The organism is Deltaproteobacteria bacterium (assembly GCA_003194485.1).
GTDB lineage: Bacteria > Desulfobacterota > Dissulfuribacteria > Dissulfuribacterales > UBA3076 > UBA3076.
Genome location: PQXD01000003.1, coordinates 165401 through 178603, shown reverse-complemented (window position 1 = coordinate 178603; position 13203 = coordinate 165401). Strand labels below are relative to the sequence as shown.

General features: G+C 51.8%; 11 protein-coding genes. 10 read left to right on the top strand and 1 reads right to left on the bottom strand.

Annotation, left to right across the window (positions count from 1 at the left end; translation table 11 throughout):
* Positions 1 to 315 precede the first annotated feature (315 nt).
* From C4B57_03070 to C4B57_03040, 7 genes are all read left to right on the top strand, one after another.
* A complete protein-coding gene (locus tag C4B57_03070; protein ID PXF55616.1) occupies positions 316 to 1326 on the top strand; it encodes a class 1 fructose-bisphosphatase in 1011 nt (336 codons plus the stop codon).
* Positions 1286 to 1786: an NADH-quinone oxidoreductase subunit NuoE gene (locus C4B57_03065; GenBank protein ID PXF55615.1), complete on the top strand. Its 501-nt coding sequence runs from the start codon at positions 1286 to 1288 to the stop codon at positions 1784 to 1786. The genes C4B57_03070 and C4B57_03065 overlap by 41 nt, the downstream gene beginning before the upstream one ends.
* Before the next feature lie 88 nt (positions 1787 to 1874).
* Positions 1875 to 3776, top strand: a complete 1902-nt coding sequence (locus C4B57_03060; protein ID PXF55614.1) for an NADH-quinone oxidoreductase subunit F — start codon at positions 1875 to 1877, stop codon at positions 3774 to 3776.
* Positions 3769 to 6573, top strand: a complete 2805-nt coding sequence (locus C4B57_03055; GenBank protein ID PXF55613.1) for a formate dehydrogenase subunit alpha — start codon at positions 3769 to 3771, stop codon at positions 6571 to 6573. The genes C4B57_03060 and C4B57_03055 overlap by 8 nt, the downstream gene beginning before the upstream one ends.
* Positions 6574 to 6808: 235 nt before the next feature.
* Positions 6809 to 8884: an elongation factor G gene (fusA, locus tag C4B57_03050; GenBank protein ID PXF55612.1), complete on the top strand. Its 2076-nt coding sequence runs from the start codon at positions 6809 to 6811 to the stop codon at positions 8882 to 8884.
* A gap of 11 nt (positions 8885 to 8895) precedes the next feature.
* Positions 8896 to 9381 carry a molybdenum cofactor biosynthesis protein gene (locus C4B57_03045; protein ID PXF55611.1) on the top strand — a complete coding sequence of 162 codons (486 nt, stop codon included), beginning with the start codon at positions 8896 to 8898 and terminating at the stop codon, positions 9379 to 9381.
* Positions 9382 to 9498: 117 nt separating this feature from the next.
* Positions 9499 to 10548 (top strand): redox-regulated ATPase YchF, encoded by a 1050-nt coding sequence (locus tag C4B57_03040; protein PXF55610.1) that lies wholly within the window; start codon positions 9499 to 9501, stop codon positions 10546 to 10548.
* Here the strand turns inward: C4B57_03040 and C4B57_03035 are convergent.
* Positions 10538 to 10732 carry a hypothetical protein gene (locus tag C4B57_03035; protein ID PXF55609.1) on the bottom strand — a complete coding sequence of 65 codons (195 nt, stop codon included), beginning with the start codon at positions 10730 to 10732 and terminating at the stop codon, positions 10538 to 10540. The genes C4B57_03040 and C4B57_03035 overlap by 11 nt on opposite strands.
* A gap of 216 nt (positions 10733 to 10948) precedes the next feature.
* On the opposite strand from C4B57_03035, the gene C4B57_03030 reads away from it, so the two are divergent.
* The 3 genes from C4B57_03030 (at position 10949) to C4B57_03020 (ending at position 13100) form a co-directional block, all read left to right on the top strand.
* On the top strand, positions 10949 to 12247 hold the full coding sequence (locus C4B57_03030) for a hypothetical protein (GenBank protein ID PXF55608.1): 1299 nt from the start codon (positions 10949 to 10951) through the stop codon (positions 12245 to 12247).
* Between the two features lie 83 nt (positions 12248 to 12330).
* Positions 12331 to 12828, top strand: a complete 498-nt coding sequence (locus C4B57_03025; GenBank protein PXF55607.1) for a DNA-binding protein — start codon at positions 12331 to 12333, stop codon at positions 12826 to 12828.
* Positions 12828 to 13100, top strand: a complete 273-nt coding sequence (locus C4B57_03020) for a hypothetical protein (GenBank protein PXF55606.1) — start codon at positions 12828 to 12830, stop codon at positions 13098 to 13100. Before C4B57_03025 ends, C4B57_03020 begins: the two co-directional genes overlap by 1 nt.
* The last annotated feature ends 103 nt before the right edge of the window (positions 13101 to 13203 follow it).

Here is a 13203-nt window from a genome sequence, read left to right as displayed (position 1 = left end):
GGGGTGGAATAAGGCTCTTATGACAATGAATCTCAATAATCAGCATTTCCAGAAAGTCCAGAGGGGCATAAGGCCAAAATTTGGCCGAATCGAAATCTTCGGCTGATATGATTTACGGGACACGCTCCATAGATATGCATTCTTACCAATTGACAGCAGAATCTGCAAAGAAATAGGGAGTCCGGTTGCACGTAGCCGGTTTCTTTCAAGCATACATATTGACCAAGATGTATCAACATGGTAGGAACTGATCTGCCAGCGAGCTGCTTGCATTCTGGTTTGCAGCATAACACTCAATAAAGAGGTGGATTTGAAATGGCTAAAGGGATAACTGTTACTGAGTTTATCTTATCAAGACAAAAAGAGCGGCCGGAGGCGACGGGCGCCTTTACATCGATATTATCTGAGATGACAGTAGCAGCCAAGATCATCGCCAAAAAGGTAGACAAGGCAAATTTGTCTGATGCCCTGGATACTGTGGAGTCAGAAAGCGTTGGCGAAGCGTTCGTACAAAAATTGCGCGAATATGCCAATTTTACAATTATGAATCGCCTCAGTCACGTGGGCTATCTGGCTTGTATGGTCTCCAAGATGAATACCGATTTGATACCTATCCCAGAGGAGTATCCAAGGGGTAACTATATATTGATCTTTGATCCCCTGGGGGGTGTTACCAATATTGATGTACCCGTCACGATCGGTACGGTCTTTTCAATCATCAAAAAAGAGGGGCCCAGAGAATTCGGCCTTATGGCAGAGGCCTTAAAGCCCGGTTATAAACAGGTGGCAGCGGGATATTTTATTTACGGGTCGAGCAAGATAATGGTTTATACAACAGGAGACGGGGTGCATGGCTTTACACTGCAACCGAGTATCGGGGAGTTTCTTCTCTCCCACGAGAACATTCGTATACCCGATAAGGGAAAGACCTATAGCGTCAATGAAGGAAATTATTATTTCTGGGATGAAAGAGTACAGGACGTGATCGAGTATTTCAAGACACCGGACATAAAGACAGGCCGTCCCTATACAGCGCGATATACAGGTTCTTTTGTCACTGATTTTCACCGGAATCTTCTGAAAGGCGGGATATACATGTATCCGGCGAATTCAAAGGACCCGTCAAAGCCCCATGGAAAGTTGATGCTCACTTGCGAGGTAAATCCCCTGGCCTTTGTAGTAGAACAGGCCGGAGGATATGCAAGCACCGGGTTCGAACGTATCCTTGATATCCAGCCCCAACATCTTCATCAAAGGGTGCCGGTGTTCATCGGCAGCGCGGAAGATGTGCGGATGGCCGAAGGCATCATTCAGGGTAAGCGTTAAGACTGTGGATACGGAAAGACTAAACAAGATACTTGCAGTTTTTGAAGGAGAAAAGGGGGGATTGATCTCCATCCTGCAGAGGGTCCAGGAGGAGTTTGGATATCTGCCCGAGGCCGCCCTGTCTTCAGTCGCGGATTTCTTGAAATTGCCGCCGAGCCAGGTATTCAGCGTGGCAACGTTCTATGACCGTTTCTATTTGACGCGACGGGGTGATCATCTCGTCTCCGTGTGCCAGGGGACTGCCTGTCATGTACTGGGTGCGCGTAGCATTCTGGAAACGGCGGAAAACTGCCTTGGGATCAAGACAGGTCAAACGACCCCGGATTACAAATACAGCCTGCAACGGGTTGCCTGCCTCGGGTCATGTGCCCTGGCTCCGGTTGTCCTTGTAGATGACGAAGTCCACTCGAGAATGACAGTAAGAAAGATCAAGAAATTACTGACAGAGGACCTCGATTGATAAAAAAATCCGGACATGATTCTTGCTAAATTAATCTGTTGAGTGCCGAATCAATATGGATATGGAAAAATCGATCTCGATACCATCAATGGAAGGCTACAGAATAGGTACCGTGGAATCGTTGAGACTCCTGAGGGAGACCCTCATTGCAGGTGAGCAGACAACAGGCAAACTTGTCAGCGTCTGCTGTGGAAGCGGTTGCATGTCTTCCGGAAGCGAGCATGTCAGAGAGGCCTTTGCCAGAGAAATCAAGGAGCAGGAGCTTGAAGATGAGATAACGGTCAAGAAGACGGGTTGTCATGGGTTTTGCGAGAGAGGGCCAAATGTGATTATAGGTCCGCAAAATATCTTCTACAATAGCGTAACAGAAGAGGACGTGCCGGAAATCATTTCCGAGACATTGCTTGAAGACCGGGTAGTTGAAAGGCTCCTGTATGAAGACCCTGTCACCGGCCAGAAGTGCCTTTATGAGAATGACATCCCCTTTTACAAGAAGCAGAAAAGGATTGTACTGAAAAACTGTGGTATCATAGATCCTACTATCATTGAAGATTATATAAAGGTCGACGGCTTTCGGGCCCTTGCCAAAGTCCTGTCTCAAATGACCCCTGAAGGAGTCATTGAAGAGATCAAGCTCAGCGGTCTGCGCGGAAGAGGAGGTGCCGGGTTTCCGACCGGCATCAAGTGGGAAACGGCACGCAATGCCCCTGGTAAAGAGAAATACATCATTTGTAACGGCGATGAGGGTGATCCGGGCGCCTTTATGGACCGGAGCGTCATGGAAGGCGATCCCTACAGCATATTGGAAGGGATGATGATCGCCGGTTATGCCGTCGGGGCCTCTCAGGGGATCATATACGTGCGCGCTGAATATCCGCTGGCCGTACATCATCTGTCCACAGCCATTGCCCAGGCCGCTGATCTGGGGCTCCTCGGGCGCAATATCATGGGGCGCGGGTTTGATTTTGAGATCAAGATCGTAAAGGGCGCGGGTGCATTCGTATGTGGAGAGGAGACCGCGCTTATAGCCTCAATCGAAGGAAGAAGCGGCCGGCCAAGACCAAAACCCCCCTTCCCTGCCATACAGGGACTGTGGGGCAAACCTACTGTTATTAATAACGTGGAGACACTGGTAAACGTCTCCAGGATTGCCCTGAACGGGGGCGAGTGGTATTCAAAAATAGGTACTGCCACCGATACGGGGACGAAGATATTCTCGCTCGTGGGAAAGGTCCGGAATGTGGGCCTTGTCGAGGTGGAGATGGGCACGACGCTTCGCGAGATCATCTTTGACATAGGCGGAGGTATCCCGGAAGGGAAGCGTTTCAAGGCGGTACAGACCGGCGGGCCATCAGGCGGATGTATCCCTGAAGAACTCCTGGATCTGCCAGTGGGGTATGAATCGCTGGCCAAGGTAGGGTCGATCATGGGCTCCGGAGGGATGCTCGTCATGGATGAGAGCACGTGTATTGTAAATATCGCCCGGTACTTCCTCGATTTTGCACAGAATGAGTCCTGCGGGCAGTGTGCTCCGTGCAGGCTCGGCACAAAGCAGATGTTCAAGATCTTGCAGGATATCACAAGAGGAGACGGAAAGCCCGGAGATATCGAGATCCTGCTCGAACTGTCCGATGCCGTCAAGCAGGCCTCCATATGCGGCCTTGGAATGACAGTCCCAAATCCCGTAGTATCTACCATACGCTATTTTCGTAAAGAGTATGAAGAGCACATCCATGAAGGACGATGCCGGGCCCTTGTGTGCAGGTCCCTCATTTTCTACCGTATCAAGGACTACAGGTGTAAGGCCTGTATGAAATGCCTGACGGCCTGTCCGGTTGGTGCCATTATAGGTGCGAAATGGCAGGTCCACGAGATTGATCAGAGTAAGTGCATCAAATGCGGGACCTGCATGGCGGTCTGCCCCAAGCGGTTCAATGCAGTGGAATGTGTTACCGGTCTGATGGAAGGCTCAGGTGATAAGAGTGAGTAGCGTTTCTTTGAACATAAACGGAATTACGGTAAGGGCCGATGAGGGTGCCACGATCCTCACAGCGGCCCGGGATGCAGGTATCTATATCCCCACCCTGTGCCATTGCCCTGATGTCTCGCCCCAGAGCGTGTGCCGCCTGTGCCTGGTCAGGATCGAAAACCGGAGGAGACTTGAACCGGCCTGCCGGACCCCCGTGGAAGAAGGGATGGTGGTTGTTACGGACGATCCTGAAATCGAACGATTGCGCCGGGTGATCCTTGAGCTCATCCTGAGTGACCATGACTTCAACTGCCTTCTCTGCCCAAAGAGCGGGCAGTGCCGCCTTCAGGAACTTGTGAACCGTATAGGTTTCAATGAACACCGGTTCAATCGCTTAGAGCATACGGCCAAGGACCTTCCTATTGACACCAGCAACCCGTTTTTCGATTTCAATCCAAACAAGTGCGTGCAGTGCACCATATGTGTCCGAACCTGTCACGAGATCGCAGGTATTGATGCAATCGACATGGCATACCGGAGTTACGACCTCAGAGTCAGCACATTTGCCAACAAACCTATAAAAGACTCCGTCTGCGTGTCCTGCGGGGAATGTGTCGAGCGTTGCCCTGTAGGTGCCCTGATACCCAAAAAGGCCGAATATCCAACCCGTGAAGTAAAAACCACCTGTTCATACTGTGGTGTGGGGTGCGGGCTTTACCTGGGTGTGCGCGGAAACACCATCGTAAGGGCCAGGGGCGATTGCGAAAGCCCTGTCAATAAGGGCAACCTCTGTGTCCGCGGGCGCTTTGGCTATAAGTTTGTTGATAGTCCGGACAGGCTGTCTCTTCCGCTCATGCGTGCATACGATGAATATGCACGGCCGTCCTCTGTAGTTGAAGTAACAGAAGAAGGCAGACGGGTTACATTGCCCCTTGTGAAGAGAGAAGGCAAGTTTGTGGAAATCACCTGGGACCAGGCGATCAAATATGTGGCAAGCAGCCTAGCCCATTACAAAGGAAATGAGATTGCGGCCATCTCCTCGGCCAGATGCACAAATGAAGAGAACTACCTCTTCCAGAAGTTTACCAGGGCGGTATTGAAGACCAATAATATCGACCACTGTGCCCGTCTCTGACACGCGCCCACGGTGGCCGGTCTGGCCGCCAGCTTCGGCAGCGGTGCCATGACGAACTCCATAGGCGAGATCAGCGATGCGGCCTGCATCTTTGCCATCGGCACCAATACGACGGCAAATCATCCGATTATAGGCAGGCAGGTCACCAGGGCCGTGCAAAAAGGTGCAAAGCTCATCGTGGCGGATCCCAGGCGCATACCTCTCTGCCGCATGGCCGATATCTGGCTCAGGCTCCGGCCAGGAACCGATATAGCGCTCCTGAATGGGATGATGAGGGTCATTATCGAGGAAGACCTCCTGGATACCTCATTTATCGAGGAACGATGCGATGGCTATGAGGCCTTTGAGGCCTCGGTCATGGAGAATGACCTGGCAACTGTTGAGGAAATTACTGGTGTTCCTGCACAGGACATGGTCGAGGCCGCCAGGATGTTCGCCTCTACCTCACCCGCTACCATCCTGTATACCCTTGGCATCACCGAGCACTCGCACGGGACGGACAATGTGCGGGCCCTGGCCAACCTGGCGCTGCTTACGGGCAGCATCGGAAGGCCCTCGACCGGCGTAAATCCCTTAAGGGGGCAGAATAACGTCCAGGGCGCCTGTGATATGGGAGCGCTTCCAAATGTATACCCTGGTTATCAAAAGGTGGATGATGAAAAGGTGCGGAGGAAGTTTGAAAAGGCGTGGAGTTGCAAGCTCAGTCCATCACCCGGACTCACATTGACCGAGATGTTTGATGCGGCCCGTGAGGGCAGGATCAAGGCCCTCTATCTGGTTGGTGAAGATCCGGTAGTCACGGACGCGGACACCCATTTCATAGAAAAGGCCATATCACATCTGGAACTGTTCGTGGTGCAGGATATCTTCCTTACAGAGACGGCGCGTCTGGCAGACGTTGTGCTTCCGGCAGCCAGCTTTGCCGAGAAAGACGGGACCTTTACCAACACCGAGAGGCGGGTACAAAGGGTCCGCAAGGCAATAGAGCCCAAAGGCAATTCACGTCCCGACTGGATGATCATATGCGATATTGCAAAAAGCATGGGGGCAAAAGGTTTTGATTTCAGCAGCCCCCAGGAGATCTTTGAGGAGATGCGCAGCCTGACCCCGAGTTACGGGGGCATTACGTACGAACGTATTGAGAAGTCCGGGCTTCAATGGCCCTGCCCGGATCACGAACATCCGGGAACGCCGTATCTTTACAGCGAGCGCTTCAACACACCAAACGGGCGCGCAAGATTCGCACCCATTTCGTACCGGCCTCCGGCAGAGACTCCCAGCCACGAGTATCCATTTATCCTTATCACCAGACGGAGCGCCTTCCATTATCATGCCGTTATGACGCGTAAGGCCGAAGGTTTTGATGACCTGCGTGGCGAGGAGCGAATGGAGATACACCCGGCTGATGCCGCCTCCCTGGAGATCCAGGACGGCGAAGTCATAAGAGTGACCTCGAGGAGAGGGAGCATAAAGGCCAGGACAAAGATAACCGAAATCGTTTCTCCGGGTGTTGTTTGCATGACGTTCAATTTTTCTGAGACCAGGACAAACATCCTGACCAGCAGTGCCCTGGACCCCATTGCCAAGACACCTGAATTCAAGATATGCACAGTCAAGATCGAACGGGAAGAGTCTGCCTATCTTATGAGAGACTATATGAGGTGGGGTACCGGGAAAGGTTGATTCGAAACTTGAAATTTGAAATTGGGAAAAACAGAAATTCGATAATGCCCGTTTTACTGCAACTTACAGAACTGTAACCGTTTACAGGGTGCTGCGTATGCGAGACCTACGGATACGCAGACGTACTTCCTGTACTTCAAGTGCCCGACCTGTCTGCCGGCAGGCAGGCAACAAAGCAGATGCGGTGCCCTGTAAACGGTTACCATAAATCTATGAAGGAAAGGAAACAGCATCTATGGAAGTCAGCAACATCAGAAATCTCGCTCTGGTTGCCCAAAGCGGAAGCGGCAAGACTTCTCTGGCAGAGGCCTTGCTCTTTACCGCCAAGGCAACTTCGCGCATGGGCAAGGTCGATGACGGATCCTCGGTGTTGGACTTTGAGCCGGAAGAGGTCAAGCGCCACATCTCCATCAGCACAGCGTTTCATCACCTGAACTGGAAAAGGGCCAAAGTCTATCTTATGGACACACCCGGAGACGACAACTTCCTCGCCGAAGCCAGGATGGCTGCCAGGGCGGCTGATAATATACTGTTTACTGTAGATGCTGTAGATCCGGTAAAACCGCAGGCACAGAAGGTATGGTCCATTATCAGGGATTCAGGCCTTCCTGTCATTATGTGTGTCAACAAAATGGATAAGGAGAGGGCAGACTTCAAGAAGGCAGTGGATGCAATAAAGGAAGCCCTGGACCTGAGACTGGTTCCGGTATCCTTGCCTCTTGGCGAACAGGAGGATTTCAGGGGTATTGTAGATCTCGTTAATGCAAAGGCCTTTGAGTTCAGCAATGATGGGAGCGGCAGGGTCAATCCTGTTGATATCCCGGCAGATCTGCAGGGCGAGGTTGAAAGTTCGAGGAACAATCTGATCGAGTTTGCCGCAGAATCTGATGACGTGCTGCTGGAAAAGTTCCTTGAGGGTGAAGAACTCACCCCTGATGAAATCGTTTCCGGCCTGAAACAAGGCATAATGAGTGGCGGTTTTATACCGGTGTGCTGTGGTTCCGCCTTAAAAAACATGGCCGGAAGCGCCTTGCTTGACCTGATTGTACAGTTATTACCTTCGCCTGATGAGCGCGGGGCTGTCTCCGGCACTGACCCCAAAAGCGGGGATGAGACAGAGCGGGACCCGTCTGCCGATGCCCCGGTATCCGGCCTTGTCTTCAAGACACTTACAGATCCCTATACGGGGCGCCTTTCCATTATCCGGGTCTATTCCGGCACGCTAAAACCCGACGGCTCCCTCTATAACTCCAGCAAAGGAAAAAATGAGCGATATGGCCAGATATTTGTCCTTGAGGGTAAGGCGCAAAAGCCTGTGGAAAAGGCGGTTCCCGGCGAGATAGCAGCGATAGCAAAGCTAAAGGAGACCGGTACCGGTGATACCCTCTGTGATCCTGCAAATGCGGTAATCTATCCGTTCGTGGCTCTTCCCGCTCCGGTCCTGACCTATGCCCTCAAGCCCAGAAGCCGGGGGGATGAAGAAAAGATAACCCAGTCCCTTTCACGACTACAGGAGGAAGATCCCACAATTGATGTAAGGCGTGACCAGCAGACAAAGGAACTCCTGCTCTCGGGAAACGGCCAGATTCATATAGATGCCACTGTGGAAAAGATGGCAAGGAAGTTCGGCGTGCAGGTGGACCTTGCCCTTCCGCGTATCCCCTATCATGAAACCATAAAGGCGCCGAAGAAGGCGGTTATTTATCGGCACAAAAAGCAGACCGGCGGAGCAGGTCAGTTTGCAGAGGTCCACTTTGACATCTCACCACTACCAAGGGGTAAGGGTTTTGAGTTTGAAGAGGCGCTTGTGGGAATGAATGTCCCGAGAAATTACGTTCCGGGCGTGGAGAAGGGGCTGAAGGAGGCCACAGAGTCAGGACCACTTGCCGGATACCCAGTTGTTGATGTAAAGGTACGTTTTTATGACGGCAAGTCCCACGAGGTTGACTCCTCAGAGATAGCCTTCAAGATAGCATCCATCAATTGCTTCAGGAAAGGCGTGCTGGAGGCAAAACCCACCCTGCTCGAACCTATTGTGAAGCTCACCATAACCGTGCCTGATGACGCTGTCGGCGATATAATCGGTGACATAAACAGCAGACGTGGCAAGGTTATGGGTATGGAACCGGGCAAGGGCGGACAGGCAATTATAGCGCTTGTTCCCCTGGCAGAGGTACAGCGCTACATGCTGGATCTTAATGCCATGACCGCAGGCCGGGGGACATTCACCATGGAGCAATCCCACTACGAAGAAGTGCCGCCGAATCTGGCTGAAAAGATTATCGCCCAAGCCAAAAAAGAAAAGGCATAGAAGGAGACAACGTGTATACCGCCGGCGTTCTCACTGTGAGTGACAGCGCTGCCAGGGGAGACAGGAGAGATGAATCCGGGCCTGCAATCCGCCACCTGCTCGAACGGCATGGCTACAACGTGCTCTCGCACAAGACAGTCCCTGACGAAGTACAGGATGTCAGGTGCATATTAATCAAATGGGCAGACGATGCCTCTTTGGATATCATAGTTACTACAGGCGGCACGGGGCTGTTTCCCAGGGACATCACGCCTGAAGCCACGAAATCCATAATAGAGCGGGAGGTCCCCGGGATCTCGGAAGCCATCCGCATCAGGGGCCTTGATTCCACACCAAGGGCCATGCTTTCGAGAGGGATTGCCGGAGTGCGGGGCAAGACACTTATTATCAATCTGCCCGGCAGTCCTTCGGCCGTGACTCAGGGAATGGAGGTAATACTTCCCGTGCTTAGACATGCCTTGGATAAAATCAAGGGAGATCCCACTCCCTGCCGGTAGGACGGTTCTGGGTTCAGAGGTTCAAAGGTTCAAGGTACGGGGTTAGTGAAGGTTAACAAAAGAAAAGCAACCCTGAACGGTGAACCAGGAACCTTTGAACGCTTAAAGATATAGCCCATGAAGATAGGAATAGTCGGGCTGCCGGGCTCCGGCAAGACCACCATATTTAACGCCCTCACAGGAAGCGCTGCAGAGGTCTCCGCCTACCAAAAGGGCAAAAAAGACCCGAACCTGGCGGTAGTCAAGGTGCCGGACATCCGTTTGGACAGACTCTCATCCATGTACAATCCCAAAAAGACCACCTATGCCCAGGTACAGTACGTGGATATAAGCGGGACTATCTCTGCCGGAGAGGGTACGGAGTCTTCAATACATGAGCTCCTTAGACTCCTTCATCCTGTGGACGCCCTGGTACATGTGGTTCGAAACTTCGACCGGTCCGGCGAGCCCCCCGTGCCGCAGGAGGATCTGGATGCCCTGGAGTCCGAGCTCATTCTCACCGATCTCATCATCCTGGAGAAGAGGATTGAGAGATTGGAGAAGGAGATTGCCAAGGCCGGGAAAGGAGATCCCAAGGAGCTGGAGCTTCTTAAAAAGGCCGGGGAGATCCTGGAAAGGGGAGAGGCATTGAGAGGATATCCGGAGATAGCTCAATCCCCGATGCTCAGGGGTTATGCCTTTCTTTCGGCAAAACCCTGTATCGTGGTCCTTAACACCGGAGATGATGTAGAGCTTGGTGCTACAGGCCTTCAGCTCCCCGGTGCAGTTGTCCTTGTAGAGCTTAAAGGGAGGCTTGAGATGGAGCTGGCCCAGCTCTCACCTGAGGAAGCAGAACCCTTCAGGGAAGACCTGGGCCTTGAAGAACCCGCCACCCTCCGTTTGATCAGAGAATCTTATCAGCTTCTGGGCCTCATTTCCTTATTTACTGTGGGAAAAGATGAGGTCCGTGCCTGGGCAATCCGGCAGGGCACCCCTGCCCAGAAAGCTGCCGGGGCCATCCATTCTGACATGGAAAAGGGCTTTATCAGGGCAGAGGTGGTATCCTGCGACGATCTCATGGCCTGCGGCAGCCATTTTGCTGCCCAGAAGGCCGGGAAGGTGAGGCTTGAGGGCAAAAACTACCTTGTGCAGGACGGCGATATTGTAGATATACGCTTTAATGTATAGAGGGGATTGAGGGATTTGCCAATTCCTCAATCCCTGGGTTATCTTCCTGCGCATGACTGACATGCCAAAGTGCACTTTCGCCTGTTAACCCTTCGGCTGGATGCTCAGCCAGCCTTTCACTTCGGGGCATGGAAAATCGTAAAAGCTGGTGTCCCTTGACAATATCATCAAAAAGGCCAAGCAAAACAAGAAGTAATCCCGCATTTTACATTTGGATGGCGTCATGTTTGTATAAAAATACCTACAGATCTGTATGTATACAGATCGATATACAATTTTGTACAAACAGAAGGAGGGAAATTTTTTCTTGTCGGCATCTCATGTTTATTATATATTGCATTTGTAATGAACTTTTTTGATAAGAATATTTCATTAGTAATGCAATATATGGAGCCAGTAAATGGATAAGCGCAAACTGCGGGAATTGCTTGTTGAGCACAAGGAGCATGCCCTGAAGGCAGGGGATTATTTTGCGCGGCAAGCATCCTCGGACCCGGACCGTCTCTTTGCCCAAAAAGAGATCCATACAATCACCGGGGTCAGGCGCTCCGGCAAATCGACCCTGATGCGGCTGTTGATGAAAAAACTTCTGGACAGCGGACGGACGGAGTTGAACCAGCTTCTTTTTCTCAACTTCGAGGATGAGCGGTTCGCAGAGTTCAGGAGCAGCGATTTCCAGGCCCTGTACGAGGCCTATCTTGAACTTGAGGCGCCGCTGGCCGGTAAGAAATATTTTTTTCTGGACGAGATCCATAATGTCCCTGTCTGGCAACGCTGGGTAAACAGGCTCTATGAATTTGAAGACATCAAGATCTTCGTCACCGGCTCAAACGCCGCCATGCTCAGCAGCGAGGTCGCCACGGCCCTCACCGGCCGCAACCGGATAATGGAGCTCTTCCCTTTTTCTTTCCGGGAATTCGTGCGGGTGAAGGGAACGATCCCGGATGACAGGGATTTCCTGCGGCCTGAAAAACGGGCCGCGCTGGTTCATCTTTTTGACCGTTATGTCCAAACCGGCGGTTTTCCTGAGGCGTTGAAAACCGGAGACACCTCCATCCTGCAGGAATATTTCCGGGATATAATCTATCGGGACATCGTTGCCAGGCACGGACTCAGAAACGTTCGTGAGCTCAAAGAACTCGCCCTTTATCTGGCCTCCAATATCTCCTGCCGGATGAGTTATAAAAAGCTGCAAGACCTTATATCGGTGCGAAGCGTCAATACAGTAAAAAACTACCTCAGCTACCTAGAGGACGCCTTCCTGTTCATCAGGATCAACCTTTTTGATTACTCAATAAAAAAGCAGATATACAACCCTGCCAAGATCTACTGCGTTGATCATGCCTTGGCCGCCGCCGCCGGCTTCAGGTTCTCCGCCGATATCGGCCGCACCCTGGAGAATATCGTCTGCCTGGAACTTAAGCGGCGCGGCCATGAGATCTACTACTGGCGGAACCGGGCCGGCCTGGAAGTCGATTTCCTTGTCAAACAGGGCCTTGATATCGCCGGGGCCATCCAGGTGTGCCATGACCTGGAAGAACCGGGTACCAAACGCCGTGAGATCAAGGCCGCCCTTGCCGCGGCAAAAAAATTCGGCCTGGACAGAGTGACAGTTGTCACCTCGGACGTCTGGCAGGAAGATACCCTTGACGGCGTGAAAATTGATTACCTGCCGGTCTGGAAATGGCTGCTGGGGTGAAGATGAAAACGAGTCAGGGGCAGGCGCGGTCCGTTTTGAACAGCACGCCTTACGACACCTTTTGAAAACCAGGAAGTAAAGTGATGAGCAATCTTATTCCCATTGAGGTCATAAAAGAGCGGATTTTTTTCATCCGTGGTGAAAGGGTGATGATTGATCGCGACCTGGCCGAACTCTATGGCGTTGAGACAAAGCAACTCAAGAGGCAGGTCCGGAGAAACATCGACCGGTTCCCGGAAGATTTCATGTTCGAGCTGACCAAGGAGGAATACGATGTTTTAAGGCGCCAATTTGGCACCTTAAAAAGAGGTCAGCATGCAAAATATCCACCCCTCGCATTTACCGAGCAGGGCGTCGCCATGCTTTCCAGCGTCCTTAACAGCAATCGGGCCATCCAGGTGAACATTGCCATCATGCGGACCTTTACCAGGTTGCGGAAGATGCTCGCCACCCATGCGGAGCTGAAGAAAAAGATCGAGGAGATGGAAAAAAAGTACGACGAACAGTTCCGGGTGGTGTTCAAGGCCCTCGGGCAGTTGCTGGAGGCGGATGAGAAGCCCAAGAGGAAGATCGGATTTTGATGAACACCGGTTTGTCAGGCCGGGGATGCCCGGTAAAGAGTGCATTAGTAATGCAATGTTCCGGCCAAGATAGTTCATTAGCAATGCACTATCTCCGTACTGGAAAAAGACCGCGGCCAGGGAAAGGCGGTTTCGAAGCCGCGAAGACGTTCCAGGTTCCGGTCTATGACGGTCCGGGGCCGGAAAAAGGAAGAAAAGAAAAAAATAAGCAAGGCCGTCAAAAGATATTGCCGGCGGCGGATTCGAAATCGGACGGCACCATGTTTGTATGAAAATATATATTAGGTAATATGCATATTAGGTGCTATGCAATCGTATACAAACGGATGATTGGTTCCAATAACTACCTATGATATCAACTAATTATCAGTCAAC

Bases quoted from the DNA above. Each gene is read 5' to 3' on its own strand.
- C4B57_03030 (PXF55608.1), top strand. From the start codon at position 10,949: ATGGATAAGCGCAAACTGCGGGAATTGCTTGTTGAGCACAAGGAGCAT.
- C4B57_03070 (PXF55616.1), top strand. From the start codon at position 316: ATGGCTAAAGGGATAACTGTTACTGAGTTTATCTTATCAAGACAAAAA.
- C4B57_03065 (PXF55615.1), top strand. From the start codon at position 1,286: ATGTGCGGATGGCCGAAGGCATCATTCAGGGTAAGCGTTAAGACTGTG.
- C4B57_03020 (PXF55606.1), top strand. From the start codon at position 12,828: ATGAACACCGGTTTGTCAGGCCGGGGATGCCCGGTAAAGAGTGCATTA.
- C4B57_03060 (PXF55614.1), top strand. From the start codon at position 1,875: ATGGAAGGCTACAGAATAGGTACCGTGGAATCGTTGAGACTCCTGAGG.
- C4B57_03040 (PXF55610.1), top strand. From the start codon at position 9,499: ATGAAGATAGGAATAGTCGGGCTGCCGGGCTCCGGCAAGACCACCATA.
- C4B57_03025 (PXF55607.1), top strand. From the start codon at position 12,331: ATGAGCAATCTTATTCCCATTGAGGTCATAAAAGAGCGGATTTTTTTC.
- fusA (PXF55612.1), top strand. From the start codon at position 6,809: ATGGAAGTCAGCAACATCAGAAATCTCGCTCTGGTTGCCCAAAGCGGA.